Consider the following 25,293-nt stretch of genomic DNA (forward strand, 5'->3'; position numbering starts at 1 on the left):
GGGGCCGCTCAGGCGGTCGCCGAGCGGTACTTGCGCACGGCGAGGGTCCGGAAGACCGCGATGATGACGAGCGACCAGACGATCGAGGCGATCACGGGGTGCTGCATCGGCCAGGCGTCCGACGGCGAGGCGCCGGGGTTGCCGAAGAGCTCGCGGCAGGCCTGGACGGTGGCGCTGAAGGGGTTCCACTCCGCGATGTGCCGCAGCCACGGGGTGAGCTTGCTGGAGTCCACGAAGGCGTTCGAGATGAACGTGACCGGGAAGAGCCAGATCAGGCCGCCGGAGGTGGCCGCCTCGGGCGTGCGGACCGAGAGTCCGATCAGGGCGCCGATCCACGAGAACGCGTATCCGAGCAGAAGCAGCAGGGCGAAGGCGCCGAGGGCCTTGGCGATGCCCTCGTGGGCCCGCCAGCCGACGAGCAGTGCGACGACCACGAGGACGACGACGGTCAGCGCGGTCTGCACGAGGTCGGCGAGCGTACGGCCGGTGAGGACCGCGCCGCGGGCCATCGGCAGTGAGCGGAACCGGTCGATGAGGCCCTTGTGCATGTCGTCGGCGATGCCCGCGCCCGCGCCCGCGGTGGCGAAGGTGACGGTCTGGGCGAAGATGCCGGCCATCAGGAACTCGCGGTAGACCTCCGGGGAGGTCGACTGGCCGATCTGCATCGAGCCGCCGAAGACGTAACTGAACAGCACCACGAACATGACCGGCTGGATCATGCCGAAGATGATCATCTCGGGGATCCGGGTCATGCGGATCAGGTTCCGCTTGGCGACGACGAGCGAGTCGCTGACCGACTGCCCGAAACCGCCGCGCGGCCGGGGGGCCACGACGGTGGCGGCGTCCACTGAGGTGCTCACTTCGCGCTCTCCTTCCGGTTCTTGCGGCCGTGGGCCTGGGACCGGGCCTCCTGTTCCCCGTCGTCACTCTCGTCGGCGACCTCGGCCGCGTGCCCGGTCAGCGAGATGAACACGTCGTCGAGGGTGGGCCGGCGCAGACCGATGTCGTCGATCTCCACGCCGCGGGAGTCGAGGTCGCGGATGACCTCGGCCAGCAGCTTGGCGCCGCCGGTGACCGGGACGGTCAGCTTGCGGGTGTGCTCGGCGACCGTGACGTCGCCCTTGCCGTAGGCGGCGAGGACCTCACGGGCGGGGGCGATCTCCTCGGGCTGGTGGACGACGACCTCCACGCGTTCGCCGCCGGTACGCGCCTTGAGCTGGTCGGCGGTGCCGCGGGCGATCACCTTGCCGTGGTCGACGACGCAGATGGTGTCGGCGAGGTGGTCGGCCTCCTCCAGGTACTGCGTCGTGAGCAGCAGGGTCGTACCGCCCCTGACGAGCTCCTGGATGACCTCCCACAGCTGCTGACGGTTGCGCGGGTCGAGACCGGTGGTCGGCTCGTCCATGAACATCACCGGCGGGGAGACGACCAGTGCCGCGGCCAGGTCGAGCCGCCTGCGCATGCCGCCGGAGTAGGTCTTGGCGGGGCGGTCGGCGGCCTCGGCGAGGTTGAAGCGGTCCAGCAGCTCGCCTGCGCGGATCTTCGCGGCGCGCGCGTTCATCTGGTAGAGCCGGCCGACCATCTGGAGGTTCTCCCGGCCGGTCAGGTACTCGTCGACGGCGGCGAACTGACCGGACAGGCCGATGGACCTGCGCACCTCGTTGGGGTGCTTGAGGACGTCGATCCCGGCGACGACGGCGGAGCCGCTGTCGGGCCGGAGGAGGGTGGTCAGCACGCGCACGGTGGTCGTCTTGCCGGCGCCGTTCGGGCCGAGAAGTCCGAGGACCGTGCCTTCCGGGACGTCGAGATCGACGCCGTCGAGTGCCCTGACGTCGCCGAAGGTCTTCACCAGACCTTCCGCGTGGATGGCGCCTGGCATGGGGGTCTCCCAAGGGACAGGTGGAATGGGTCACTTCTGGACGCAAGCATGCAAAGGAACGCGCATCCACACAGGCGGATGCGGTCATGTGTTCACAGTATCGCGATACATCGCGTCTCATCAAGCGAGTCGCGACACTCGGAGCGCACGGATGCCGCGCGGTGGCCGCCGGAGCGCCCGCCGACCCGGCGGGCCTCAGTCGAGGATGGTGTAACCCTTGGCACGCAGGGCCGCCGCGACCTCCTCGCAATGTTCCGGCCCCTTCGTCTCCAGGTGCAGTTCCACTTCGACCTCCGTGAGCCCGAGCCGCGGATCGGTCCGCACATGACTCACGTCGAGGACGTTGGCGTCCGCCACCGACAGCGCCCCCAGCAGCCCGGCCAGCGCGCCCGGACGGTCCGTCAGACGCAGCCGCAGCGACAGGTACCGTCCCGCCGCCGCCATGCCGTGACGCAGGATGCGCTGCATCAGCAGCGGATCCACGTTGCCGCCCGACAGCAGTGCGACCACCGGGCCGTCGAACGACGCAGGATCGCTCAGCAGCGCCGCCACCGTGCTCGCCCCGGCCGGCTCGACCACCATCTTGGCCCGCTCCAGACAGAGCAGCAGCGCGCTGGAGAGCTCGTCCTCGGAGACCGTACGGACGTCGTCCACAAGATCGCCAATGATTTTGAACGGCACGTCCCCGGGCCGGCCGACCTTGATCCCGTCCGCCATCGTCGTCGGCGCCTCGATCGACACCGGCCGCCCCGCCGCCAGCGAGGGCGGATAGGCCGCCGCGCCCTCCGCCTGCACGCCGATCACCTTCACATCGGGCCGCAGCGCCTTCACCGCCACGGCGATGCCGGCCACGAGACCGCCGCCGCCGACGCCGACGAGGATCGTCCGCACCTCCGGGCACTGCTCCAGGATCTCCAGCCCGACCGTGCCCTGGCCCGCCACGATGTCCGGGTGGTCGAAGGGGTGGATGAACACCGCGCCCGTCTCGCGCGCGTACTGCTCGGCCGCCGCCAGCGTCTCGTCGACCACGTGCCCCACGAGCCGCACGTCCGCGCCGTACTCCCGCGTCGCGGCCACCTTCGGCAGCGGGGCGCCGACCGGCATGAAGACGGTGGAGCGCACCCCGAGCAGCGACGACGCCAGCGCGACACCCTGCGCGTGGTTGCCGGCGGACGCGGCGACCACTCCGGCCGCGCGCTCCTCCGGCCGCAGGCCGGCGATGCGCACATAGGCCCCGCGCAGCTTGAACGACCCGGTGCGCTGCAGGTTCTCGCACTTCAGGTGGACGGGCGCCCCCACGAGCCGCGTCAGGTGCCTGCTGCCCTCCATCGGCGTCATCCGCGCCACCCCGGCCAGCATCTTCTGGGCTCCGCGGATGTCGTCGAGGATGACGGAGCGCAGGATCTCGGGCGTGCGGAAGCTCATGGCACAAGTCTCGCAGTTCGCCCCGCCGACCGGGCCGCCGTCCGAATCCCGGGCGGTCTGCCGCAGGATTGTGCAGCGCCCGTACGCGCCACGGCCCGGCCGCGTACTCTGTCCCCCACCAACCGACCACCGCACGAGAGAGCCCCCCACTGCCATGCCCACTTCACAGGACATGACGACAGATCTCGCTCCCGGCCTCCTCGATGCCCTCCAGCACCAGGTGGCCGTCTTCGCCCGGCGCGCGGAACAGACCCGGCTCGGTGGCGTGGGCCAGGTCCGCAACTCCATGGACCGCGCCGCCTACCTGCTGCTCAACCGCCTCGACCAGGAAGGCCCCATGGGCGTCAAGGCGCTCGCGGCGGGCATGGGGATCGACTCGTCGACCGTGACCCGCCAGGTCGCTCCGCTCGTCGACACCGGCCTGGTCAAGCGCACCTCGCACCCGGAGGACGGCCGCGCCGTCGTCCTGCAGCTCTCCCCCCGCGGCCAGGCCCGCCTCGACGAGGTCCGCGCCTCGCGGCGCGAACTGATGCGGCAGGTCACGGAAGGCTGGACGGAGAGCGAGCGCGAGTCGTTCTGCACCCTGCTCACCCGCTTCAACACCGCCCTGTCCGCCCGCCAGGCCGGGCTGCCGCCGGCGGAGGCGGAGGCTTCGCCGGCCTCCTGACCAGGGCGGGGCCGATGGCCCCCGCCGACCCCTTGACCGGGGACGCGGCATGGGCCCTATATGAGGACGTGAGCGAGCGGAATCCGGCCAGGGACCGCCGCCGTGCCCGGGAATTCGACGCCTTCGTGGCGGGCGCGGCCGGCCGGCTGCTGCACGCCGCGACCCTGCTCACGGCCGAGCCCGCGGGCGCCAACCCGTACGCGCAGCACCTGCTCACCGCCGCGCTCGCCCGCACCTACGCCGACTGGGACCGGCTGCGCGGAGAGGACCCGTACGACCGCACCCGCCAGGAGCTCGCCAACCGCTTCGCGCGCGGCGCTTGGCGTCACCACCGCTCGGGGGACGGGGTGCTCGCCCGGCTCAGCCCGCAGGAGCGCCTGATCCTGGTGCTGCGGCTGTACGAAGGGGTCGCCGAGGAGCAGACCGCCGCGCTGCTGGGCATCCCCGCGGACCGGGTGCGCGCGATCTGCACACGGGCCGTCGCCGTCATGCGCAGCACTCCGCCCCGGCCTCCGGCGGCCCGGCTGCGGGCGGCGTCATGAGCGGCGCCGACCGCAAGGAGAGCGAGGTCCGCCGGATGATGGAGGGCCCCCTGCCCGCCGTGCCCGCCGATCTCGGCGTCCGCGCCGCGACCCACGGCGGACGACTGCTGCGCCGCCGGCGCGCGCTGCGCCGGGCGGCCTGGCTGCTGATCGTCGCCGCGGCCCTCGCCTTCGCGGTGTGGGCGACGGTGAACCAGCCGTGGGTGGCGCCGCCGTCGGAGACGACACCGCCGCTCGAAGGCTTCTGACGTGCGACGACGCGCACCGCGGCGAGGTCGTCCGTCCTGCCGCGTCCGCCGGTCCCTCCGGATCTATCCTGGAAACGAGCGGCACCCAGCGAGCCGAGGAGGCCCTCATGACCAGGAAAGTCGTCGACTGCCGCAAGAGCCCGAGCGTCTCCGGATGCACCCTCACCATCTCCGGCGAGGAGGACGAAGTCATACGGGCGGCCGCCGAGCACGCCGTGTCCGTCCACGAGCACACCGACGGCCCCGAGCTGCGGCAGATGATCCGTGACTCCCTCGAGGACGAGAAGGTCACTGCCTGACCCGGCACCCGCACATCGGGCCCCGGCCGTACCCGGCCGGGGCCCGATTGCGTACGACAGGGGTCAACTCCCTCAGCCGAGCGCCTGCTTGAGGTCCGCCAGCAGGTCGTCGGCCGCCTCGATGCCCACCGACAGCCGCACCAGGTCGCCCGGCACCTCCAGCGCCGAACCGACCACCGACGCGTGCGTCATCCGCCCCGGGTGCTCGATCAGCGACTCGACGCCGCCCAGCGACTCGCCCAGCGTGAACAGCTTGGCGCGGTTGCAGACCTCGACCGCGGCCGCCTCGCCGCCCTCGACCCGGAACGACACCATGCCGCCGAACGCCTTCATCTGCTTCGCCGCCACCTCGTGTCCCGGGTGCTCCGGCAGGCCCGGGTAGAGCACCGAGGTGACCTTCGGGTGCTTGGTCAGCATCTCCGCGACGCGGGTCGCGTTCTCGCTGTGGCGGTCCATGCGCACCGGGAGCGTCTTGATGCCCCGCAGCACCAGCCACGCGTCGAACGGGCCGGCCACCGCTCCCATCGCGTTCTGGTGGTACGCCAGTTCCTCGCCCAGCCCCGCGTCGGCCGCGATCAGCGCACCGCCCACGACGTCCGAGTGACCGCCCATGTACTTGGTCAGCGAGTGCACGACGACGTCGGCGCCGAGGGAGATCGGCTGCTGGAGGTAGGGGCTCGCGAACGTGTTGTCGACGACGAGCTTCGCGCCCGCCGTGCGCGCCACGTCCGCGACCGCCGCGATGTCCGTGATGCCGAGGAGCGGGTTCGACGGGGTCTCGACCCAGATCAGCCGCGTACGGTCGTTGACCGCCGCGCGCACCGCCGCCGGGTCCGAGGTGTCCGCCACGGAGAAGTCCACGCCCCACCGCTCGACCACCTTGGCGAACAGCCGGAACGTGCCGCCGTACGCGTCGTTCGGGATCACCACGTGGGCACCGGGCTTCAGCAGCGTACGCAGCAGGCAGTCCTCCGCCGCGAGCCCGGACGCGAAGGCCAGACCGCGCCGGCCGCCCTCGATCGCGGCCAGGTTCTCCTCCAGGGCGGTCCGGGTCGGGTTGGCGCTGCGGCTGTACTCGTAACCGCCCCGCAGCCCGCCCACGCCGTCCTGCTTGTAGGTGGAGACCTGGTAGATCGGCGGCACGACGGCGCCGGTCAGCGGGTCCGCGGTGTTGCCCGCATGGATGGCGCGGGTCTCGAAGCTGTGCAAGGTGTGGTCGTCGCTCATGAGGCCCGAGCGTAGTCCCGCGAGGGGCGGTGCGCGGCGCGGACCTGCCCGCCGTGGACGCGGCGGGCGTCCGGGACAATGGAGCCATGGAGATTCTCTGGTTCCTGATCGCGATGTGCATGCTGGCCGCGGTCATCGGCCCCGTCCTCAGGCGCCGCCACGCGGGCATCCGGCTGGCCCGCCCCGGCTCGCCCGACGCCGCCGACCCGGACGACTACGGCTTCCTGCGCCAGGAGGAGCTGGACGTGCGCCTGCCCGGACCGGACCAGGACCTCCTCGACGTGCTCGACGTCGTCCAGCGCACCCAGGACTGGCGCGCCGCCGCCCAGCTGCTCGCCGGCACGCCGAAGGAGGGCGAGGTGCGCTGGCAGCGCGTCCAGGCCTTCGCCGGCGCCGCGTCGCTGGAGCTCCAGCAGCAGCCCGGACAAGAGGGGCAGCGCGAAGCGCTTCAGCCAGGGGTGGTCGGGCGACGGGCGGGGGCGTGGCTGCGCGCCTGGCGCGCTCAGGCGCCGAAGGACGCGGGCGGCGCCCAGGTGCACGCCGAGTTCCTCGTCCAGCAGGCGTGGCGGTCGTCGGCCGCCGGCACGGACGACTTCCGGATCATCCTGGAGGAGGCCAGGTCCGTGTGCGCCGAGGCCGCGCTCCTGGCGCCCGGCGACCCGGTCCCGTACATCGTCGAACTGGCCGTCGCCCGCGGGCTCGGCGACTCACCGGAGCAGTTCGACCAGCTGTGGGCGAACGTCATCGACCGGGCGCCCACCCACATGGGCGCCCACCTCGCCGCCCTCCACTACCTGTGCGAGAAGTGGCACGGCTCCCGGGAGGAGGCCGACCACTTCGCGACGACCGCCGCCGCACGGGCGCCGCAGGGCTCGCTGCTCGCGGCCCTGCCGCTGTTCGCGGTGTACGAGCACCTGCCCGAGCTCAACCTGGTCACCGGCTTCTACCAGAGCGCCGTGGTCACCAAGGCCGTGGAAGGCGCCCTGTACGCGGTCCACTCGGCCCGCCCCGACGACCCGATGCTCGCGCACGTGCGCCATCTGCTCGTGATGTTCCTGGTCCGCTCCGAGCGCTGGGCCGAGGCGATGAACCAACTGGTCCACGTGGACGGCCACGTGGGCGCCCTGCCGTGGACGCACAACAGCGATCCGGCGGCCGAGTACGCGGTCTACCGCGCCCTCGCGGTGGCGGGCTACGAGGCCAACGGCGGCAGCCCGGCGACGCTTCCGCACTGACCCGGCGCGCCGCCCCGGACGGGGAGGCCGACCGGAATTCCCGGTGGCGCCGGGACGTTGTTCCCGGTGCCGTCACCGTGAAGGAGAACCGCCATGCTCTTCGGCCGTACGCCCGTGCTGCCCACCCCGGAGGAGGCCCTCAAGGGCCGCCCCGCCCCGTCCTTCACCGTCCCCGACCGCCACACGGTCCTCGGCAACCCGCTGCTGGGCCCCTACCCCGAGGGCCTGGAGGTCGCCGACTTCGCCCTGGGCTGCTTCTGGGGCGCGGAGCGGAAGTTCTGGCAGACGAAGGGCGTGTGGACGACCCTCGTCGGCTACCAGGGCGGCCACACCCCGAACCCGACGTACGAAGAGGCCTGCTCGGGCCTGACCGGCCACACGGAGGCGGTCCGCGTCGTCTTCGACCCCGCGGTCGTGTCGTACGAGCAGCTGCTCAAGCTGTTCTGGGAGTCCCACGACCCGACGCAGGGCTTCCGCCAGGGCAACGACGTGGGGACCCAGTACCGCTCGGCGATCTACACCCACTCCCCGGCCCAGGAGTCCGCGGCCAGGGCGTCGCGCGAGTCCTACCAGAAGGTCCTGACGGGCTCGGGCTACGGCACGATCACCACGGAACTGCTGCCGGCGGAGGGCCGCCCGTTCTATCCGGCCGAGGCGTACCACCAGCAGTACCTTTCGGACACCAAAAACCCGAACGGGTACTGCGGCCTGGACGGGACCGGCGTGTCCTGCCCCATCGGCGTCGCCAAGGCCGACGGGTGAGCACTGGCGTCACACCGACGCTGCTGGAAGCGCTGTGGCGGGAACGACGGCCGTCGGGCCCGCCCATTGCCCACACGTTCCGCAGCACGTACGCGGATCGCTGGGTGCGCTTCCACAGTCTCCCCGGCTCGAAGCGCTACCCGCAGTCCGAGGACGAGTACGCGATCGTCCTGGAGCGGCACAACACGATCCTCGACGAACTGTTCACGGGCCTGGAAGTGTTCGTCGTGACCATGGATTGGTCGTGCACACCGACCGGTCCCGCCGGCTACCCGACACCACGAGAGGAACTCCACCCCGACAGCGTCCGCTGGTGGATCGAATCGGACCAGGCCGACCCGGATCCGGAGTTCCACACCCACACTCGCCTCTTCGCCGATCGACGTCGGTGGCGACACGGCTGCGCCGATGACCTGCTACGCGCCGTCGCCGACGAGACGCTCGTCGAAATGTTCATCACCGACACGGGGCTTCAACGCATCCACCACCCATACGACGGCGGCGCAGACGTCATCCTCACCACGGCTGCCGAGCGAGACGAGCTTCGCAACCGGCACGCCGCCTGGCTCTCCAACCACCCTGCTGGCCTCTGACGAGCGGGAACTGCTACCTCGGCGTCTCTGGATCTCTGGACCTTAGACGGCCCGTCCGACCCACCAACAACGTAGGACCGGCTGAGGGCTGACACCAGCAGTACCTTTCGCGCAACACGGCTACTGCGGGCTCAGCGGGACGGGGTCAAGCTAAGTACCCCGTTCGAGACGAACTGGGGGGCGTCTTGCCCGACGGGCATCGCCCCGGCGCCGGACGTCACGGAGCAATAGCCTGCCATGCTCGTGTTGGACCCAACCGGCCGTGCCACCGACGATCACTCAGGACGGTGCCACGGCCGGTAAGCCCACCGTCTTAACGATGGCTCCATAGAGCGCCAGCCTTCCTGGAGCGGGTTTTCGGTCAAACCATGCGTCGAGGGCATGGCTCGCTACGTCCCTCGCCACGATTACAGACATGGCGACATCGGCGGCGAGAAGCAGTCGGCTCGGTGGTTTAGGGCAATGGTGGGGTGTCTTGGCTGGCGCTCTACTCATCGCCGCGTGGATCAATGGAGCAGCCGGCCCTGCGGTGATCATCGTCCTCTCCGCCGCTGTGCTCCTCTGGTCCTTCTTTCAAGCTCCGGTGACCTGTGGAGCGCCGGTCAGAGGACGGGACGACGGCTGCCGTAACAACGCAAGCGGCCTCCTCATGGGCTGCCACATCCGCCAGCACCGGTGGCAGAAGCTAAAAATGCTGATCGTTCGGCGGCGGGTCCGCGAGTTCTGCTCCGGACTGTTCTCGGACGGCAAGGCCACCCTCGTCACGCTTGCAGCAGTGGGAAGCTTTCTCTCCGGACTGGTGGCTTTGATACCCGGTGCTGCCGTCCACTGATCCGCAGCCGAACTCTGATAGCGCCGGCAGCCTTGGACGACCTCAGGCTTCGGTGAACTCTCGGAGTTCGCTCGTCGAGAGTCCAACGGTTGCCAGCGGCGTCATTGAAGGCCGCGACCGGTCGATTGTTGTCAACAGTCGCTTGGGAGCCCATCTTTGGCCTGATCCAGCCGATTATGTTCGTGGTCCCCTTCACGTACGTCTTCGATGACTCGATTCCTGGTGACCTCCATATCCAACGCGTTCGTGGACTCCCCGCAGATGGCGTCCTGGGTGCAACCGATCGCCAAGTGGAACCCGTTCAGCGCCACCGTCCAGGCATGCCGCAAGGTCTTCGGCGACCCGAACGTCTCACCGTCCGACGCCTGGCCGATGACCCACCCTGTCTGACCTCGATCATCTAATCTTGATCAACGCGATCTTCCGCACGCTCGCGGTCCGCAAGTACCGCCGGGCAGCCGGTTGGGCGTTCAGCTTCTTCGGTGCCCTACTATCCGAAATATAGAAACCGAAGATATCGCCAGTATGAAAGCTTTCGTGCGCCCATCGTCAGCGAGTCTCTTGATTGACTCAGATGATGCAGGTCAGTCGCACTTGCGCGAATATCGCCAATCTGATCATCCAGCTCTCTTCTTCGCTCCCTAAGGGCCTCCAATTCCTTCTGGTGTATATCCGCTAGGCGTGTACGACTAGCTGCGAGTTCCTGCCTAGCTTCGCTTCGCTTCTGCTCTGCCTCCTGGTCGACCGCCGACTTTCGAGCCAAGACTGACTCAAATCGCGGCTCGAAAGTCCTATCAATTTCCGCGCCTTCGTCCACAGACAGGCGCACAGGGCATGAAGCTCGAACCTCCTCTTCGCATTGCTGGCGCCACGCGTACAGAGCATCCGCCTTCGCTGGTCCGATTCCGGAAACTTTTACGGATCTTCCATCACCTGTCATCAGCAAGGCATCAGCTCCTCCTTTGATTCGTTTTACCCCAGATATGTCTGCCGCGGCACGAAGGCCAAGCTCCACAAGTGAAGAAATGTTCTTCGATGTGATCCCAGAAAGATGAGCATCAGAAAGCAAGAAAGACGGCAATCTCTTCCCCACCCAGGGCTCTTGAAGGGGGCGCAATTTTTCAGAGAAAACACGCTCTTTCTCCGCCTTTAGACTGCGCAACTCCTGGTCTAGCGCTTCTACTGCCGAGCTCCTAGCCGATTCGATCCGTGCGTACGTCCTATGAAGCTGGCGCGTCAGCTGTTGATTCTGATCAATATTCTTCTCGATCCTTTCTTCTTCGCCTTCTATGATCAGAGCGCGTTCATCGTGAGCTGTCGCATAATTGGCTGAGGCCTCTTTGGCCAGCATAAGAAGCTGATCCAAACTTCGCTGCTTCTTGCGGAGGGCATCTAGTTCGCCACGCCTGGCACGGGCGGTAGCAGCTAGGGCGAAGAATAGGGATGACATGCAAAATACGCAAAGAACGACGGCGTTAAAATCCACGTAGTGAGTCGTTCCTGCGATCAGCGGAGCAGTAGCGGTGAGCGCTCCGAGCAAAGCAAGAAGGAACTCTCGCAAATGGCGACCTTGAAACGATTCGACAGAAAAATCTTTCCTGATGATGTTCGTTGAAAGGTGACCATCGAGCCATGATGGCCGATCCATCTGCGCATCAGAAACGAGCTCCGAAGTGCTGTTGACTGGGTTGGGCCGCTCCACCTCTGTGTCAGTAGAAAATAGGTTCAAATCAAGCTTTGAGATCTCGTCAAAAGGCTTTTCGCACAGCAATCTAAGCTGGCTCATAGCAGTGTTGACTACAGGGTTAGAGTGACGCAAGAGTCGGGGAAAGTGCGCCGAGCTAGCCGGATCCGAGAAGTCATCTTCGGACAGGATCAAGTACTCACCGTCTGCCTCATGCAATTGCGTCCAAAGAGCAGGATCCGCAGCCACAGAGATCAGCGAAGCGTAAACCACCCATGCCGAGAAATTGTCCATATCGGGACCAAAATTATCGAGAGTCCGATGTGGAGACTGGTAGTTTCGATGCCCGGTTTCGTTGCCTCGTTGGCCAGCCAGCGCTGGCACGAAAAGACCGTCATAGTCGACCAATCGCAACGTGCCGTCTTGGGCAACTAGCAGATTGCCGTGCTGAAGATCACCGTGAGCTATATCGTTACGATCGAGATCATTTATGAGTTCTGCAAATCTGCGAGCCATCTCCGCCACCGCCGCCTGGTCTTGATGGTGGATGCTCAACCATTGCGATAGATGAACTCCCTCGACCCAATCCATTTTCAAAATGGGATATCGGACCCCTTCGACAAGAATTCCATCGGATATGTACTCGAAATCCATTTTCCATGGTTGCGAAAGGGACTCAGCGTCCACTTTAGCGAGGTGCTCACTGACCTTTTGATACCTGCCCTCTTGGTCGCTCACATGCCTTGTGAAGCACTTGATCGCCGTACGTCGCCGGCCGTCGGCGCCGATAAGTGAAAAAACGGTGGCTGAGCTCCCAGATATTGGCTTCGGCATCCCAATTGCATTCAGAACGGGCTTGGAGTTCCTGAGGTCATCACGGTGGAAGCAAAGTCGTGTGTCTTGAAGGGCGGTAGAGTACTGAGCTCCGGTCGGAAGTCTCCGAACTTTGTGTTCCTCAGCTACTTCAGCACGAAAGTCCGTCACCTGGTCACCCCGAAGTGCAGATATGCATAAGGGTGATGTCATCATTTTGCAAGGCACCGCTCGCCATCAAAGACGACAACCACGACTTGAATGCTGACCTATTTTCGGTACGACTGAATCTCCTTAGCTGATCCAGAATCCCTTTCAGTTCTCCCGGATGCGTGTTCTCAACAGTAGAAAGGAACCAGGCTGCAAGGGCGTCTGTCATGAGAAAGAAGTCATCGCCATGTCTGAAAGAGCCATCGAAGAAAGCTGTGCGCTGACAAACAAGGTCCCGATTGGCATTACTCCCGAGAAGATTCGGTGTATTACCGAAGTCAGCCGAATACTCGATGGGGAAAAGAGATATAACCTCTTGTCCTCGGAGTTGGAAGACACAGGAGTCCCCTAGAGCGGCCGCATGCCAGAAACCATCTTCCTTTCCCTCGTAGACCGGCTGGGCATGGCCGTAATCAAGGCGCACGGCTAACAGCGTGGCGAATGCCCCAGATGCCAATTTCGCCTCTTCGTACCATCTCAACGGGCGGCCATCGGTAACACGCTGATCAATGTAGCGGGCAAGCCACCTTTCCCAGTGGCCCACGAGTTGGTTAATGAAGTAACGGAAACTAGGACCGGGGCCCGTGAGAATTTCCGGAACCCAGTAGGCTCGGTGGGCAACACGCCGGGCGATCATGTTTGACCATGCCCGTGCAAACATGCTTTCCGACGCGCCATCGGAAATGACCGCTACTACCGGCCCGAAGCATTGCTCGCTGAGAGAACTCTTCGGGATGACGCAGTAGGAGTCCTCACACTCGACTTCGCTGTTTCCCTGTTTAGGTATTACTACAGCTTTCACTGTAACGAAATGAGAATTCACCGTAGGTCCGTGGAGCGTGTGCCGATGTCGAGGAACTGAACTACGGCACTGATATCTGCATTGTATACAAAACCGCGAGTTTCATCGCTCACTCGATAGCCCAACGATGTCGCATAAGAACGCATATGGCCGGGGAGTTGACTCGACATCGCGAACAACTGGCGGGAGTACGAGTCAGGCAGTGCAGCGTCAGAGTGAGGAAATGTTACGGGTTGACCGCCGGCCGCAGATACATGGAGGTTGAACAGAAGGGCTGCACCGTCTGCGGTTGTGTGGGTGCAAATAGCATGACCGGAATCGGCTGGATCGCCGTCTGTGGACTCGCCATCCGAGAGGTTGAGTACAATCGGAGGGAAGCTCCCCGGATACTCTTCCACCCAGCTAGCAACCAAATTATCCGCATACTGCAATGCTCGGTTCATTGGTGTACCCCCATCCGCTACTGGCTCCAGCCAAACCGGAAAGCTGGCAGCGGTGTCTACGAGACCACCTGCGCCGTCGGGCACTTTCTTGATGCGCTGGTCCACTCTTGCCGGGTTGTCTGCGATCTGAGAAAGGGGGACGAGATCGCGATCTGCGAGTTTACCGCTGAATGCGGATCCTACAGACTGGCCGTATCCAATGACCGCAACCTGAAAGTAGTCGCGAACTCCCGATTCTTTGGCACACTTGATTGTCAACTCGTATAGAAGGCGGTTGATGGCGTCCGCGACGACTTCTGATTTCGTTTGTGGGACGTCGCCACCGATCGCACTCGCCATGGATCCAGAGCGGTCCACCAAGAAGATGATGCAAGCGGGATTGGTACGGCTGATCTCTGCGGTATACACCATCTCGGCCTCCTGGACTGTGTGAGTCGGGTTGAGCCCAGGCTGCACCGTGGCGACTGGCCCCCCGTCAGGACACGCTAGTCTAGTGGGCTTTGTAGCGTAGGACAGACCTTCGGGTGAACCTGGGGTTGAGGCGAGCGAGGCTGAGCGCTTGGGACCTCTGGGGATTGGGCTCTCACTTTGCTGCCGGCTCACAGTGAGTGAAGGACTGGGCGTTTGGCAGTGGGCAGCGAGCGGCCAGGTTGCACACGACGTAAGAAGCGGAATTTAGGCTTCCGGACTGGTAAGGCACTCTACATTGACTGTGTCGGAGTGGAGGAGGGGTATGTCGGAGGACGAGAGCGGTGTCGGGAGACGGCTAGCTAGGTCTCTCAAGCGTCAAGCCGCTGAAGCAGAGGCTGTACTGCATACTCGACGTCGGGCAAACCGGTGGTTTCGGTTTAGTTCGGGAGTGGTGGCGTTCGCTGTCCTCTCTGCTGGATTGGCTTCTGCTGCTGCGTGGGGTAATGCAATAGTTGAAAAGTTTGACCTAGTTTGCAGTGTCCTGGTAGTGGCTTTCGGTGGAATTGCTATAAGTATCAAGAAGTGGGTTCGGCGTCGGGGGCTCCCCTCGCTTGAAGAGGCCGAGTCAAGCCTTGAGAGAATTCGGGATGATTTGCGCTGGACAGAGGCAGGCAACACTGTTGCCAGTCACGTTAGCCAAAGTCTCTACAAGGCGGATATATCTGCTCACATTTCGCAATATCAAGAGGAGAGCGACAAATATCGCAAAGTCCACAACAGGCTCCAGTCGGTAATTATTGTGGGATCTCTTTGTACAACGACAGTGGCTGCTCTGCAGGCGGGCCCCATGACGATTGATCGATGGTTCACAGTTGGTTTCAGCCTTGCTGTTGGACTTGCCGCGGGATTTATGGGATATTTTAAGTTTCGTGAGCGGAGTTTCTATCTACAGCAGACTGCTGACCTGATTGAGCAAGAGGTCAACGCGATGACCTTGGGTATCGCTGACTACTCGGGGCTGAGCCGTCAGGAGGCCCTCGCGCGTCTCGTTGAGAGAGTCGAAGTATTCCGAAATGAGCAGCGGCGCCGACAACAGCAATTGGACCAGCCGGTGGAAGAGCAGGTTGCTGGATCCGCTGAATGGAGTCGGTCTTCAGCCGGGCCGCCGAGCTGACTTGCTTGGCGATTTGAGGCTCAACTGAGCGAATACGTCGTTCTCCTGGACCGCTCGTGCACTGTGGACAGCCCAGGTACGGTCAAGAGCGTGTCTGGCGCGCGTCGGGTTGGTCACCCATTGGCGTGCGCTGGTTGATCGCGCGCGACTAGGGGAGCTGGTACGGGCATGGCGGTTGACGCTGCTCGCACGGATGAGGGGTTCACGTCGGCTAGGGCTGCGCAGGTGATGAGCGCGGCGTGCCGGGCGGCGGGGTTGGACGGCAGAGGGGCAGAGCTGATCCGGCTGGGAGAAAACGCGCTGTTCCGCCTGGACACGGCGCCGGTGATCGTGCGTGTGGCGCGGGGCGAGCCATGGCTACCCAAGGCTCGTGTCGAGGTGGCTGTGTCGCGGTGGCTGGCCGGGGAGGGGTTTCCTGCCGCACGCCTAGTCGACGGGTTGGATAAGCCGTTCTTGATCGATGGCCACCCGGTGACCTTCTGGCGCCTCATCGTCGAGGGCGACCGTAAGGCTACGTACGGGGAGCTGGGGGGCATCCTGCGGGATCTGCACTCCATGACGGTGCCTGCCGGGGTGGAGCTTCCGTCGTTCGACCCCTTCGATAAGCAAGAGCTGCGGATCCGCCGGGCACTGATCCCGGAAGACCACAGGGTCTTCCTCCGTAAGCGCTGGCGAGAGCTGCGTGATCAGTTCGAGGAGTTGAAGTTTGGGAGCCCGAAGGGGCCAGTGCACGGTGACGCGCACGTGCAGAACCTGATGGTGAACGATCGGAGTGAAGTCATCCTGATCGACTTCGAAGCCTTCTGCTTCGACCATCCCGAGTGGGATCTGATGGTTACGGCGGTGGAGCACCACAGCCTTGGATGGCAGACCGACGAGCAGTATGCCGACTTCGTGCGGGCGTACGGGCGGGACCTGTACGACTGGCACGGTTACGACACGCTCCGGCGGCTCCAAGAGTTCGGCATGACGACGTGGCTCATGCAGAACGTGCGGGAGGACGAAGGGACCGCGGCCGAGTACCGCCGGCGCATCGCTGCCTTGCGTAACGACGATGCGCCGCGCGACTGGCGCCCTTGGTAGCTGTTACTCATCCTCGTCCAGGCGGGCGAGTGCTTCGTTCACCCGCTCGTTGAAGGCGACGACGGCGGGGTTGGTCGCGTACGCACTGACCTCCGCCTGGAAGTCGGTGACGTAGCGCTGGAAGCGGGAGGACTGGAGGGAGTCGCCGCCGTCCACGGCAAGGCTTGCTGTGGTGACGGCGGCTTCCAGTTCGCCATTCAGTAGCTGACTCTGGGCGAGCACCATGCGGCAGAAGCCAAGGGTGCGGGCGTACTGCGGATCAGTCGTGTTTACCGCCCGCTGTGCGTGCTCGACCGCTTCACGGCGCATCTTCAGATCGCGGAAGCAGTGGCAGAACTCGCCCAAGAGCTCTGCGTCGTCGAAGTAGCTCAACCACGCCGGGTCCTCGGCGCTCTCGGCACGCTCGAAGTGGCGTTCTGCTTGGTTCATCGCAAGGGCCGCGCCAGTCCGGTCTCCCGCGTTGGAGAGCGCTCGGGCCTCCATCGACCAGTAATTCGCCATGGCACGCGGGGTGGCGCGGCCCTTGGCGCCTTCGACGGCCGCGCGGGCCAGCTGGATGGCCTGGGCGTGGTTACCAAGGTAGTTCGCCTGGTGGCTGAGGTTGCCGAGAATGCGGGAGCCGAACATGCGGTCGTCGATGACCTGGGCCAGGCGCAGTGTGGATGTGAGATACCGGTGGGCGAGCCGGTGGTTTCCGGAGTCGTATGCGGTCCACGCGAGCAGCTGGGAGACCTCGGCGGCGGCGCCGAATAAGGCCGTGCCTACCTTCTCGCTGTAGCTGGCGCTGAGCAGCGGCAGTACTTCATGGCGGAAGTAGTGCCGCAGCGCCTTGTGACCGTGGCCTCCGCCGTATTTGAAGTCGAGCTGCATGAAGGTGGCGGCGGCGTCCCTGATCGCCCGTACGTCGCGCATACCCACCCGTTGGTGAGCGGGTCTGTCTGCCTGGATGCCGTCGGGGCGCGCGATCATCCACGACAGAACCGCAGAACTGAGTTCGGCGTCCGCAATGATCAGTTGCTCGGATGTCACCGCGTCGGCGCGCTCTTGAGCGAGTCCGTCCAGCATGGACAGCACGTCGGGGACCGTGCTCGGATAGCTGATCGGCTCTGGTGCGGTGGGCCGTGTGTGGTCGAAGAAGCCGAGATCCCCTGGCGTGATGCGGCGGCCAAGCTTGGCGCTCAGTACGTCAGCCATGATCGCCGCTGTCTCCGGCTTGATCCCTGCGCCGTCTCGCCATCGCTGCACGGCAACGTGGGTGGTCCCGAGACTGATACCGCGCTGGGCGGCGGCATCCTTCATGCGCTTCGCAAGGCCCTTGTTAGAAACCCTGGCCTCGTCCATGACTGCGATCAACTGCGCGTTCGGCTCTCGGCTCATGCTCCCCTGCCAACCCGAGAATGACGGCGAGTGCTCATCCTGTCACAGCAGTATCACCCCGGGGGGTTCATCCGCGAACCCCTTTGGCTTTGCAGGTGTTCACGTGAACCCCCTGGTGAACGCTCCCGATCGCGCCCACTGCGCCGTGTACTGGCTTGCGTGAATCAAGCGGTGACATTAGGGCCGACGGAGGCTCAGAAGGGGACGTGATGGACGCGGGAAAAGCCGAGTACGTGGCGCGAGAGGTGGAGGCGTACGCCCACTGGTTCGCGGTGCCGGATCCGTCCGCCGACGCGCACTTTCTGGCGCTGACGCTCTTCGCTGAGTGCGGCGACGTGGCACGCATCGCTCGCGAGACGACGTCGGCATTCCTGCGCGGCATCGTGACGGGTGAAGTCGTGCATGACGCCCGACTGGCCATCTCGGAGCTGGTCGGGAACGTGGTGAACCATGCCGTTCCGGATCGTGGTCGAACCCGCCCTAACGGCTGTCGGCGCGTCGACGTGACCTTCAAGCTGTACCCGAAGTGGCTCTTCATCGGCGTCAAGGATGAGGACTCGACGCCACCGCTTCTCCCCATGGGCGACTTCCTCTGCCCGGAGCTGATGGGTGAGCTGACAGAGGCGGTTCTACCTGACAGCGGCCGTGGGTTGATGATCACTCAGCGGATGGCGGCGGCGGTGTGGTGGACGCCGGAAGAGGGCGGCGGCAAGACGGTCTGGTGCCGCTTTGACCTGGACGGCGGTGCTGAGAACAGACCGCACTGATGAGCTCCGGGCTGTCGCCCGTGTCGACTCCTTCGCGATCGGGAGTGCGGCGGCGACCCGGAAACGGTCGGAGTCTGACCCCTCCGGCCAACGGAGCGCGGTCCCTTCGGGACCACGGAGCTCCCCACTCCAGTAAGGGGCCGCGCTTCACAACCTCATACCGAGACCGGGCCACCCCGTCAGCCCTGGAAAGCGAAGGGTGGCCCGGCAGGGGACGCAGCGGTCCCCGGTGCCTGATGGTACCGGGGCCGCTGCGCTGCGTCGCTTCTGGCCCTTACTTCAAGCAAGTTGACGAGCTGTTATCTGCAACAGGGCTGAGGTGAGCGAGGGTGACTGGAGCGGGTGAGGACTGGCTCGGCGATGGGCTCGACGGCATCGCAGGTGTGGACTCCGGCCTCTGGGTGCCGGGAGTCGATTACGTGGCGGGCTGGCGTGAAGCTCGTGAGGCCGCTGATCGACTGAACCGGGCGCTGCTCGGCGCGGGGTTCGAGCTGTCCGCCGTACGGGCGGTGGCCTCCACGGACGAGAGCGGGCGCGGGGTCGTGCGCCTGGCGGGATGGCCCGGTGCGGTGGATCGGCTTGCGGTGCTCCTGGAGGCGCGGGCCGACGCCGACGGTGGTGCAGCATGAAGCGCCTTTTCGCTGGTGAGCGCGGCACGTGGGCACGTCGCCGGCCGCAGAGACTTTGGGCAGTAGCTGCCATGGGGCGAGAGAACAGGGGGCCTTACGCTCACCCGCGAACCGGGCTGGCTGTTGGCCTGCCCGCAATGGCCCGGTCGGCCCCCTGTTCTTCGAGGCTCGCCCCATGGGAGCTGCCTAAAGTCTCGGAGGCCGTCGACCCCCAGCCCACCACACCCCTGCCCACGACGGCCGCTCGACGCCTTACCTCCTCGGGTGTGCTGCGGTGTGGGGCGCCCGGCGTAGATCGCTGCCGGGCGCTTGCAGGGCTCTTCCGCGAGCAGCGGCACGGCTTCGGCGACTTCGAAGGGGATCAGCGTGCGGTGCATCGCGCGGGCGCCGGTGGCCTTATCGATCAGGAGCCGGTCGCAGCCGAACACGGCCTCTTCTTCGCCGAGTCCGAGCAGTGGGCCGGTGGCCTTCGTGGTGTGCGTGCGGTACGTGCTGGGTTCTTCGGCTTCGTCCCAGGCGTCGCCGTTGGGCATGCCGAACCGGCCGTCGGTGGTGCGGCTGATGCGGCGTTCGAGAGTGAGCGTGGGCTGGCCGTCGGAGCGGACGAAGCTGCCCTTGCCGTGGCGGACGTCGATCAGTCCTTCCGCGCGCAGCGCGGCGATGGCGTTCCGAACGGTAGGACGGGATACCCCGTAGCGGGCCATGAGCTGCGATTCGGACGGCAACAGGGAGTCAGGGGCGAACTCCCCCGACAGGATTGCCTCGCGGATTGCGGCGGCGACTTGCTGATAGAGGGCTCCTGGGCGCTGGATCTCCGACATCTCGGCGTCTCCGGTCTTAAGTCGGCGGCAAGAACATCCCAGCCACCGTCCGCCACCGTCCCCGGCTTTTCGTCACCCTCACCGCACCGTCCTTCGGCCCCGTCCACCGGGCTGGGGAGCTATGCCGCCCCCGCCGCGACCGTGGGAAGTGCGAACACGGGCGTCCCCTCGGCTGCGGCGCCCTCCATGAGCCGGATGAGCCCTCCGTCGGCCAACCCCTGTGCGCCGACTGCTACGACTACACGGGCCACGTGCTGTGGCACGCGCACGCATCCAAGCTGTGGGACCGGTTCGTTATCGACGTCCGGCGACGCCTCGCCTCCTCGGTCGGCCTCGTACAGTCCCACTTCGCAGAGCACGCCCGGCTGTCCACGTGCACGCTGTCGTCCGCCTCGACGGCCCTGCCGGACCGACCGACGAACCACCGGCCTGGGGCAGCGTCAACAATCTGGCCGATGCCGTTCGCGGCTCCGCGCGCCGAGTCCTGGTCCGCACCCCGTACAGCCCGGCCGTGGGGGAGCTGGCTCTGCGCTGGGGCGCCCAGGTCGACGCCCGACCACTGCACGCCGATGGTGACGGGCCTGACGATGACGCCGTAGCCGCGTACGTCGCGAAGTACGTCACCAAGGGAGCCAGCGAGACAGGCGCCGGCACTGACCACCCGGTCACTATCTGGGACGACATCGAGTCGGCACCGGTGAGTGGACACGTCCGCACCCTCATGCGGACCTGCTGGCGCCTCGGCAGCCTCCCCGAGTACGCACCCCTCCGCCTCCGCACCTGGACTCACACGCTCGGCTACCGGGGCCACATCCTTACCAAGTCCCGTGCCTACTCGACCACCTACGCGGCGCTTCGTGCTGACCGAGCACACCACAAGGGCCACGTCGACGCGCCCGACACGGTCACTGACAGGCACTGGCGCTATGTCGGCTCCGGCCACTCCTCCGGCGCCGCCCTCATCGCGGCTGGGATCGCGGAAGACCTCGCAACCAATCGCCAACTGGCGAAAGGAGATGCTGAGGACCGTGCGAAGCGGGGGGATGACGCGTGAACCATCCCAGCGCACGCGAGTGGGGCCGAGCACAGGCGGCCAAGTCACCGGCCTGGAGCGAGGAACGCTGGCGCCGAATATCGCAGATTCTCGGTGTTGACCTGGTCGAAAAACCCGAAGCGATTGAAGTCGAGGGTCACACCACGACCTTAGAAGACCGAGACGAGAAAGACTGAGGGGACACAGAGCTTCGGGTCCCCTCTGTCGCCCAGTCGTCTCTAGCCTTCAGTCCACTTAGGAACCAGAAGATCCGGATTGAACGGCCTCCTGCCTCCCCCACCCACAGGAAGGACGATCACAGCGTGCAATGCCTCTCGAATCAGCGCACGCTTCTGAGCCATGTCGTACTCGCCTGCGTACCATTTCTTGCGAACGTCGTCCGTTACTACAGAGGCACGCTGGACACGCAAAGCGTGCTGCTCACGGTCTTTGCGCAGTTGCTTGATGCGGGCCTCCATGTCCCGGTTCTCCGGGAAGAACAGCTCATCCGAGATCTCGTCCGCCTGCCATGCTCGAAGCATCTTCCGCTGCTTCCTGGTCAGGCGCTCAAGCTCCTCTTCACCTTCCCACTTGGAATCCACCGCCTTCATGACTGCTCTGCGCTCCTCCAGCTTCGCCAACACGGCCTCAGTGATGTACTCATCGACCTTCGCGCCGTTGCGGCCGCTTCCTCCGCAGCCCCCCATAGAACGGGAAGGGCATTGATAAACGAAGCCACCCGATAGATCCGGTCGCGTGCTAACCCTCATCGGCGCGTTGCAGATCTGACCGTCTTCCTTCGGCTTCCCACACCGGAGAATTCCCGTCAGCAGATGAGATGGAGTCCTGTAGTCGGTGATCGTACCGTCCGCCTTAATATTGGGCCCGACCCGCGACGAGAAGAGAGCGTCAATCGCCATCCATTCCTTCGGCGTAATGATGGGCTCCCACTGCCCGACGATCGGGATTCCGTCGGCATCACGCACCAATTCCCCGTTGTGCTTGCGCCAACCACACAGGCGGGGATTCCAAAGAGCGAGTTTGAGAGCCCGGGGCTGCCACTCGTTCCCATGGACTGTGCGCACACCCTCTTCTCGCCACTTCGCAAGGATGGAGTGCAACGACTTCCCTGCGATGACGTCGCGCGCCGCTTGCCTAAGAAGCTCAGCTTCCTCAGTGCGCAGAGTCCGCTTGTCGTCGTTCCAACCGAACGGCCGCTTACCGCCGACGGGAATTCCCAACTCGGCCCGCCGACGATGAGACCTACGGGTCCGGCGCTTGATCTTCCGCACCTCCGCCTTGGCGATCACCACGCCGAAGAGCCCCATGGACTCAACGTCCTCGTTGTAGAGGTCCTTGAGCCCCTTGGCGTCCGCGTAGACCCGGCCGTCCTCGTAGGTCAGTGCGTCCACGAACCGCTCGTAGTCACCAACTCGCCTCACAAGCCGGTCGTCGGCTACGACGATGGCGCCGCGTACCGGCTGGCCGTCCGGCAGGCGTCCGGCCCTGAGCACCTTCAACATGGCCTCAAAGTCCGGCCGGACGATCTCGGCCTTGGCGGCTGAGAGATCGTTGTCTGTGTAGTAGTGCACGATCTTGCAGCCCACCCTGGCGGCCGTCTCGTCGTTGACCTTGTGCTGGTCCTCGACTCCGTGGCCGTCTCTGGCCAGGTCCGCCGAAATGCGCGCGTAGGCCACCACCGGAACCAACTGGTCATCGTTGCTCACGCTGAACTCCCCCTACCGTCCTGGCAGTTCTCTAATACTGCCTGAAAAGTAGAAGTACCACCAGCAGTACCTCGACAAGAACCCGGCGGCTACTGCGGCATCGGCGGCACGGGCGTGAGCTGCCCGATCGGCGTGGCGCCGGCCGGCGGGTGAGCGCCGGCTCCGCGGGTTGATCCGCCGGGGGCTGCCGGATTTCCACCTACTTTTCCCCGGAAAGCCCCTGCCCCACAATCCGGAATAGTTCATTCCGAAACCTTTGGCCACCGCCTGTGCCGTCAGTCACAAGATGATCAAGGCCCTGTTTCCGTAACAGCGGTTGCTCGGCGTGTCCCCCACCGGCCCGCCGTCCGCCGGCACCGGCCACGCCCTGGGCACGGCACTGGCCACCCTGGCAGCGCCCCTCCCTCTGCTGGTGACCGGCCTTGTGCCCGGCTTTCCAGGGGCCAGGCGCCGCGTACTCGCGGGCATTCACGCCCTCTTCGGGGCCGCCGCGCTGTGGCTCACCTGGCGCCTGGGCGACTGGCTCTCGCTGCCCCCGGCCCTGTGGACCGCCGGTGCCGCGGTGATGGTGTCCGGCTTCCTGTTCACTGTCGGCCGCACCCGCGGGCGATGCGCGCACACGGAAGGCGCCAAGGACCGTACGACCGCCGGTGCGGCAGTCCGTGTCGTCGCCCTGTGGGCCGGCGGTCTGGCCGTGCTGCTCGCCCATCAACTGTGATCCCACCTCCCAACTCCCGCACTCACCAGGAGAAGCACATGTCGGTCAAGAAGCCCTCGGACGAACGCCGGAAGTCGTTCCCCCTGCAGATGCTCGGGTGTCTGCTCGCAGCGGGCTTGCTGTCCTTCCAGTCGCTTTCCGGCGACCGCCCCCTGTGGCTGCGGGTGATCTACGGTGCCGCGGCCCTGGTCCTCGCCACGGGAGTCGTCGTCTCGGTGACGACCCGGATCGCCTCTTCCCGCGCCTCCGACTGACGGCGGCCTGCGGATTCCTGCCCGTTAGGGTGTGCGCCGTGGGGATCAGTGAGCGAATCGTCACGGGGCCGGCCGCCGGAACGCGGGAGGCGGCGACGTGGTGGCGTGTCCCGCTGGTCGCGACGGGCGCCGTCGTGCCGCTGTACGTCCTGTGGACCCTCGTGCTCGCGACCGGCGGCGGCGACCTGGCGGCGCAGTTCGCCTGGTCCGGGTTCTTCGAGCGGCACCCCGGCTCCGCGTACAACCTGTCCTGGTACGGCGGCATGCACACCGCGAACTACAGCCTGCTGACGCCGCCGCTGATGGCGCTCCTCGGTGTGCGCACGGTGTCGGTCGCCGCCGGTCTCGCGGCGACGTGGCTGCTGGCGCTGCTGTTCGTGCGGCGCGGCGTGCGGCAACCGCTGGGGCCGGCGCTCGCGGGAGCGCTCGCGCTGTGGTGCAACATCGCGTCGGGCCGTACGACGTTCGCCGTGGGGGTCGCGATCGGTCTCGCGGCCGTGCTGTATGTGCGCCGCACGGCGCTCGCGGCGGCGTGCGCGGCGCTGGCGACGGCGGCGAGCCCGGTGGCCGGGCTGTTCCTGCTGGTCGTGGGCGCGGCGTACGGGCTGGACCGGCGGTGGCGCAGGGCGGCGGTGCTGGTGCTGCCGCCGGTGGCGGTGGTGGGCGCGGTGACGCTGCTGTTCCCGTTCGAGGGCGAACAGCCCATGGCCGCGGGCAAGGTGTGGCTGCCGGTCGTGCTCTCCGCGGTGACGGCCGTCGCGGCGCCGCGCGAGTGGCGGGTGGTGCGGTACGGCGCCGGGATCTACGGCGTGGGGGTCGTGCTCACGTATCTGATCGCCTCGCCGATCGGTACGAACGTGGAGCGGCTGCTGGGCCTCGCCGGTCCGCCCGTGCTGGTGGCGGCGGTGCTCGCGGGCGGTGTGGCGCCGATCCTGCGCACGCTGCTCGCCGCCGCGCTGGTGTTCAACGCGTACTGGCTGGCGGACAAGACGGAGGACGACCTCGTCGTCTCCAACGACGTGCCGGCGTGGGCGGCGCACACCGACGGTGTCGTGGCCGAGCTGGAGCGGCTGGGCGCCGACCGTACGCGGGTCGAGGTGGTGCCCGCCCGCAACCACCGCGAGGCGACCGCGCTCGCGCCGCACGTGAACATGGCGCGTGGCTGGAACCGCCAGCTGGACGTGGAGCGCGGGCGGCTGTTCTACGACGGGTCGCTGTCCCCCGCGACGTACCGCGCGTGGCTGGACCGCTGGGCGGTGGGCCTGGTGGTCCTGCATCACGGGAAGCCCGACGGACCCGCCGAGAGCGAGGCGGCGATCGTGCGGAGCGAACCGGCGTGGCTGGAGCGGGTGTGGCGGGACGCCGACTGGACGGTGTACCGCGTACGGGACGCGGTGCCGCTCGTAGGGGCTCCGGCGAGCGTGGTGCGCGGCGACGACGCGCAGCTGGTCGTCCGGATGCCCCGGGCGGGGACGGTGACGGTGCGGGTGGTGTACTCGCCGTGGCTGCGCGCGGAGGGGGCGTGTGTGCGGCCGGACGGCGCGTGGACGCGCCTGACCGTGCCGCACGCCGGTGAGTACCGGCTGGACTCGGCGTACCGGCCGCACCGTTCGGCGGGCGGCGACTGCGACTGAGCCC

The 25,293-nt window shown here is 66.2% G+C and carries 25 protein-coding genes and 4 pseudogenes; 19 read left to right on the forward strand and 10 right to left on the reverse strand.

The window, feature by feature from the left end; genetic code table 11:
* Nucleotides 1-8 precede the first annotated feature (8 nt).
* The 3 genes from QFZ82_RS15560 to ilvA all read right to left on the reverse strand — a co-directional run bounded on the left by QFZ82_RS15560 (nt 9) and on the right by ilvA (nt 3,304).
* Nucleotides 9-860, reverse strand: coding sequence for an ABC transporter permease (locus QFZ82_RS15560; protein ID WP_307713752.1), 852 nt, complete (start codon nt 858-860; stop codon nt 9-11).
* Nucleotides 857-1,879: an ATP-binding cassette domain-containing protein gene (locus tag QFZ82_RS15565; protein ID WP_307713753.1), complete on the reverse strand. Its 1,023-nt coding sequence runs from the start codon at nt 1,877-1,879 to the stop codon at nt 857-859. Before QFZ82_RS15565 ends, QFZ82_RS15560 begins: the two co-directional genes overlap by 4 nt.
* 195 nt (nt 1,880-2,074) lie before the next feature.
* Nucleotides 2,075-3,304, reverse strand: a complete 1,230-nt coding sequence (gene ilvA, locus QFZ82_RS15570) for a threonine ammonia-lyase (RefSeq protein WP_307713754.1) — start codon at nt 3,302-3,304, stop codon at nt 2,075-2,077.
* Between the two features lie 154 nt (nt 3,305-3,458).
* Between ilvA and QFZ82_RS15575 the strand changes: the two genes are divergently transcribed.
* The 4 genes from QFZ82_RS15575 to QFZ82_RS15590 all read left to right on the forward strand — a co-directional run bounded on the left by QFZ82_RS15575 (nt 3,459) and on the right by QFZ82_RS15590 (nt 5,060).
* Nucleotides 3,459-3,971, forward strand: a complete 513-nt coding sequence (locus QFZ82_RS15575) for a MarR family winged helix-turn-helix transcriptional regulator (protein WP_307713755.1) — start codon at nt 3,459-3,461, stop codon at nt 3,969-3,971.
* A 14-nt stretch (nt 3,972-3,985) separates the two neighbouring features.
* Nucleotides 3,986-4,513 carry a sigma factor-like helix-turn-helix DNA-binding protein gene (locus tag QFZ82_RS15580; RefSeq protein WP_373429288.1) on the forward strand — a complete coding sequence of 176 codons (528 nt, stop codon included), beginning with the start codon at nt 3,986-3,988 and terminating at the stop codon, nt 4,511-4,513.
* Nucleotides 4,510-4,761: a hypothetical protein gene (locus tag QFZ82_RS15585; protein ID WP_177152121.1), complete on the forward strand. Its 252-nt coding sequence runs from the start codon at nt 4,510-4,512 to the stop codon at nt 4,759-4,761. The genes QFZ82_RS15580 and QFZ82_RS15585 overlap by 4 nt, the downstream gene beginning before the upstream one ends.
* A gap of 107 nt (nt 4,762-4,868) precedes the next feature.
* Complete coding sequence (locus QFZ82_RS15590; RefSeq protein ID WP_307713756.1) at nt 4,869-5,060, forward strand: DUF1059 domain-containing protein; 192 nt, start codon at nt 4,869-4,871, stop codon at nt 5,058-5,060.
* Nucleotides 5,061-5,132: 72 nt separating this feature from the next.
* On the opposite strand, the gene QFZ82_RS15595 is transcribed toward QFZ82_RS15590, so the two are convergent.
* Nucleotides 5,133-6,287 (reverse strand): cystathionine gamma-synthase, encoded by a 1,155-nt coding sequence (locus QFZ82_RS15595; RefSeq protein ID WP_177152119.1) that lies wholly within the window; start codon nt 6,285-6,287, stop codon nt 5,133-5,135.
* A gap of 86 nt (nt 6,288-6,373) precedes the next feature.
* Here QFZ82_RS15595 and QFZ82_RS15600 point away from each other — a divergent pair, with 86 nt between their 5' ends.
* The 5 genes and pseudogenes from QFZ82_RS15600 to QFZ82_RS15620 form a co-directional block, all read left to right on the forward strand.
* The gene (locus QFZ82_RS15600; protein ID WP_307713757.1) at nt 6,374-7,522 is read left to right on the forward strand and encodes a hypothetical protein; all 1,149 of its coding nucleotides are present in this window, start codon (nt 6,374-6,376) and stop codon (nt 7,520-7,522) included.
* A gap of 93 nt (nt 7,523-7,615) precedes the next feature.
* Nucleotides 7,616-8,284, forward strand: a complete 669-nt coding sequence (msrA, locus tag QFZ82_RS15605) for a peptide-methionine (S)-S-oxide reductase MsrA (protein WP_307713758.1) — start codon at nt 7,616-7,618, stop codon at nt 8,282-8,284.
* Nucleotides 8,281-8,877, forward strand: a complete 597-nt coding sequence (locus tag QFZ82_RS15610) for a hypothetical protein (protein ID WP_307713759.1) — start codon at nt 8,281-8,283, stop codon at nt 8,875-8,877. The genes msrA and QFZ82_RS15610 overlap by 4 nt, the downstream gene beginning before the upstream one ends.
* 415 nt (nt 8,878-9,292) lie before the next feature.
* Nucleotides 9,293-9,709, forward strand: coding sequence for a hypothetical protein (locus QFZ82_RS15615; RefSeq protein WP_307713760.1), 417 nt, complete (start codon nt 9,293-9,295; stop codon nt 9,707-9,709).
* A gap of 216 nt (nt 9,710-9,925) precedes the next feature.
* Nucleotides 9,926-10,214, forward strand: a pseudogene (locus tag QFZ82_RS15620) (hypothetical protein); the annotation flags it as partial.
* On the opposite strand, the gene QFZ82_RS15625 reads toward QFZ82_RS15620, so the two are convergent.
* The 3 genes from QFZ82_RS15625 to QFZ82_RS15635 all read right to left on the reverse strand — a co-directional run bounded on the left by QFZ82_RS15625 (nt 10,200) and on the right by QFZ82_RS15635 (nt 14,072).
* Nucleotides 10,200-12,131: a hypothetical protein gene (locus QFZ82_RS15625; protein ID WP_307713761.1), complete on the reverse strand. Its 1,932-nt coding sequence runs from the start codon at nt 12,129-12,131 to the stop codon at nt 10,200-10,202. The pseudogene QFZ82_RS15620 and the gene QFZ82_RS15625 overlap by 15 nt on opposite strands.
* A gap of 250 nt (nt 12,132-12,381) precedes the next feature.
* Entirely contained in the window at nt 12,382-13,239 is an 858-nt protein-coding gene (locus QFZ82_RS15630; protein ID WP_307713762.1) for a hypothetical protein, read from the reverse strand.
* Nucleotides 13,236-14,072 carry a vWA domain-containing protein gene (locus tag QFZ82_RS15635; protein ID WP_307713763.1) on the reverse strand — a complete coding sequence of 279 codons (837 nt, stop codon included), beginning with the start codon at nt 14,070-14,072 and terminating at the stop codon, nt 13,236-13,238. Before QFZ82_RS15635 ends, QFZ82_RS15630 begins: the two co-directional genes overlap by 4 nt.
* A gap of 448 nt (nt 14,073-14,520) precedes the next feature.
* Here QFZ82_RS15635 and QFZ82_RS15640 point away from each other — a divergent pair, with 448 nt between their 5' ends.
* Complete coding sequence (locus QFZ82_RS15640; RefSeq protein ID WP_307713764.1) at nt 14,521-15,246, forward strand: DUF4231 domain-containing protein; 726 nt, start codon at nt 14,521-14,523, stop codon at nt 15,244-15,246.
* 168 nt (nt 15,247-15,414) lie between these two features.
* Nucleotides 15,415-16,329 carry a phosphotransferase enzyme family protein gene (locus QFZ82_RS15645; RefSeq protein ID WP_307713765.1) on the forward strand — a complete coding sequence of 305 codons (915 nt, stop codon included), beginning with the start codon at nt 15,415-15,417 and terminating at the stop codon, nt 16,327-16,329.
* A 3-nt stretch (nt 16,330-16,332) separates the two neighbouring features.
* Here QFZ82_RS15645 and QFZ82_RS15650 read toward each other — a convergent pair whose 3' ends face one another.
* Nucleotides 16,333-17,706 (reverse strand): sporulation protein, encoded by a 1,374-nt coding sequence (locus QFZ82_RS15650; RefSeq protein WP_307713766.1) that lies wholly within the window; start codon nt 17,704-17,706, stop codon nt 16,333-16,335.
* 209 nt (nt 17,707-17,915) lie between these two features.
* On the opposite strand from QFZ82_RS15650, the gene QFZ82_RS15655 reads away from it, so the two are divergent.
* Together QFZ82_RS15655 and QFZ82_RS15660 are read left to right on the forward strand one after the other, a co-directional pair.
* Nucleotides 17,916-18,473 (forward strand): ATP-binding protein, encoded by a 558-nt coding sequence (locus QFZ82_RS15655; protein WP_307713767.1) that lies wholly within the window; start codon nt 17,916-17,918, stop codon nt 18,471-18,473.
* 329 nt (nt 18,474-18,802) lie between these two features.
* Nucleotides 18,803-19,102: a hypothetical protein gene (locus tag QFZ82_RS15660; RefSeq protein WP_307713768.1), complete on the forward strand. Its 300-nt coding sequence runs from the start codon at nt 18,803-18,805 to the stop codon at nt 19,100-19,102.
* A gap of 290 nt (nt 19,103-19,392) precedes the next feature.
* Here the strand turns inward: QFZ82_RS15660 and QFZ82_RS15665 are convergent.
* Nucleotides 19,393-19,923: pseudogene (locus QFZ82_RS15665) on the reverse strand (GntR family transcriptional regulator); the annotation flags it as partial.
* A 35-nt stretch (nt 19,924-19,958) separates the two neighbouring features.
* On the opposite strand from QFZ82_RS15665, the pseudogene QFZ82_RS15670 reads away from it, so the two are divergent.
* Nucleotides 19,959-20,977: pseudogene (locus tag QFZ82_RS15670) on the forward strand (replication initiator).
* Nucleotides 20,974-21,153, forward strand: a complete 180-nt coding sequence (locus tag QFZ82_RS15675; protein WP_307713769.1) for a hypothetical protein — start codon at nt 20,974-20,976, stop codon at nt 21,151-21,153. Before QFZ82_RS15670 ends, QFZ82_RS15675 begins: the two are co-directional and overlap by 4 nt.
* A 42-nt stretch (nt 21,154-21,195) precedes the next feature.
* Here the strand turns inward: QFZ82_RS15675 and QFZ82_RS15680 are convergent, their stop codons facing one another.
* Complete coding sequence (locus tag QFZ82_RS15680; RefSeq protein WP_307713770.1) at nt 21,196-22,683, reverse strand: recombinase family protein; 1,488 nt, start codon at nt 22,681-22,683, stop codon at nt 21,196-21,198.
* A 55-nt stretch (nt 22,684-22,738) separates the two neighbouring features.
* On the opposite strand from QFZ82_RS15680, the pseudogene QFZ82_RS15685 reads away from it, so the two are divergent.
* The 4 genes and pseudogenes from QFZ82_RS15685 to QFZ82_RS15700 form a co-directional block, all read left to right on the forward strand.
* Nucleotides 22,739-22,836: pseudogene (locus tag QFZ82_RS15685) on the forward strand (peptide-methionine (S)-S-oxide reductase); the annotation flags it as partial.
* 172 nt (nt 22,837-23,008) lie between these two features.
* Nucleotides 23,009-23,401 carry a hypothetical protein gene (locus QFZ82_RS15690; protein WP_307713771.1) on the forward strand — a complete coding sequence of 131 codons (393 nt, stop codon included), beginning with the start codon at nt 23,009-23,011 and terminating at the stop codon, nt 23,399-23,401.
* 38 nt (nt 23,402-23,439) lie between these two features.
* On the forward strand, nt 23,440-23,655 hold the full coding sequence (locus QFZ82_RS15695) for a hypothetical protein (RefSeq protein WP_307713772.1): 216 nt from the start codon (nt 23,440-23,442) through the stop codon (nt 23,653-23,655).
* A 44-nt stretch (nt 23,656-23,699) separates the two neighbouring features.
* The gene (locus tag QFZ82_RS15700) at nt 23,700-25,289 is read left to right on the forward strand and encodes a hypothetical protein (RefSeq protein ID WP_373429418.1); all 1,590 of its coding nucleotides are present in this window, start codon (nt 23,700-23,702) and stop codon (nt 25,287-25,289) included.
* Nucleotides 25,290-25,293: the final 4 nt, after the last annotated feature.

The organism is Streptomyces sp. V4I23, from assembly GCF_030817975.1.
Lineage (GTDB): Bacteria > Actinomycetota > Actinomycetes > Streptomycetales > Streptomycetaceae > Streptomyces.

Coding starts and splice junctions, on each gene's coding strand:
- QFZ82_RS15635 (WP_307713763.1), bottom strand. CDS start 14,072: ATGGTGTATACCGCAGAGATCAGCCGTACCAATCCCGCTTGCATCATC.
- msrA (WP_307713758.1), top strand. CDS start 7,616: ATGCTCTTCGGCCGTACGCCCGTGCTGCCCACCCCGGAGGAGGCCCTC.
- QFZ82_RS15615 (WP_307713760.1), top strand. CDS start 9,293: ATGGCGACATCGGCGGCGAGAAGCAGTCGGCTCGGTGGTTTAGGGCAA.
- QFZ82_RS15600 (WP_307713757.1), top strand. CDS start 6,374: ATGGAGATTCTCTGGTTCCTGATCGCGATGTGCATGCTGGCCGCGGTC.
- QFZ82_RS15590 (WP_307713756.1), top strand. CDS start 4,869: ATGACCAGGAAAGTCGTCGACTGCCGCAAGAGCCCGAGCGTCTCCGGA.
- QFZ82_RS15565 (WP_307713753.1), bottom strand. CDS start 1,879: ATGCCAGGCGCCATCCACGCGGAAGGTCTGGTGAAGACCTTCGGCGAC.
- QFZ82_RS15580 (WP_373429288.1), top strand. CDS start 3,986: ATGGCCCCCGCCGACCCCTTGACCGGGGACGCGGCATGGGCCCTATAT.
- QFZ82_RS15575 (WP_307713755.1), top strand. CDS start 3,459: ATGCCCACTTCACAGGACATGACGACAGATCTCGCTCCCGGCCTCCTC.
- ilvA (WP_307713754.1), bottom strand. CDS start 3,304: ATGAGCTTCCGCACGCCCGAGATCCTGCGCTCCGTCATCCTCGACGAC.
- QFZ82_RS15645 (WP_307713765.1), top strand. CDS start 15,415: ATGGCGGTTGACGCTGCTCGCACGGATGAGGGGTTCACGTCGGCTAGG.
- QFZ82_RS15595 (WP_177152119.1), bottom strand. CDS start 6,287: ATGAGCGACGACCACACCTTGCACAGCTTCGAGACCCGCGCCATCCAT.
- QFZ82_RS15695 (WP_307713772.1), top strand. CDS start 23,440: ATGTCGGTCAAGAAGCCCTCGGACGAACGCCGGAAGTCGTTCCCCCTG.
- QFZ82_RS15655 (WP_307713767.1), top strand. CDS start 17,916: ATGGACGCGGGAAAAGCCGAGTACGTGGCGCGAGAGGTGGAGGCGTAC.
- QFZ82_RS15585 (WP_177152121.1), top strand. CDS start 4,510: ATGAGCGGCGCCGACCGCAAGGAGAGCGAGGTCCGCCGGATGATGGAG.
- QFZ82_RS15650 (WP_307713766.1), bottom strand. CDS start 17,706: ATGAGCCGAGAGCCGAACGCGCAGTTGATCGCAGTCATGGACGAGGCC.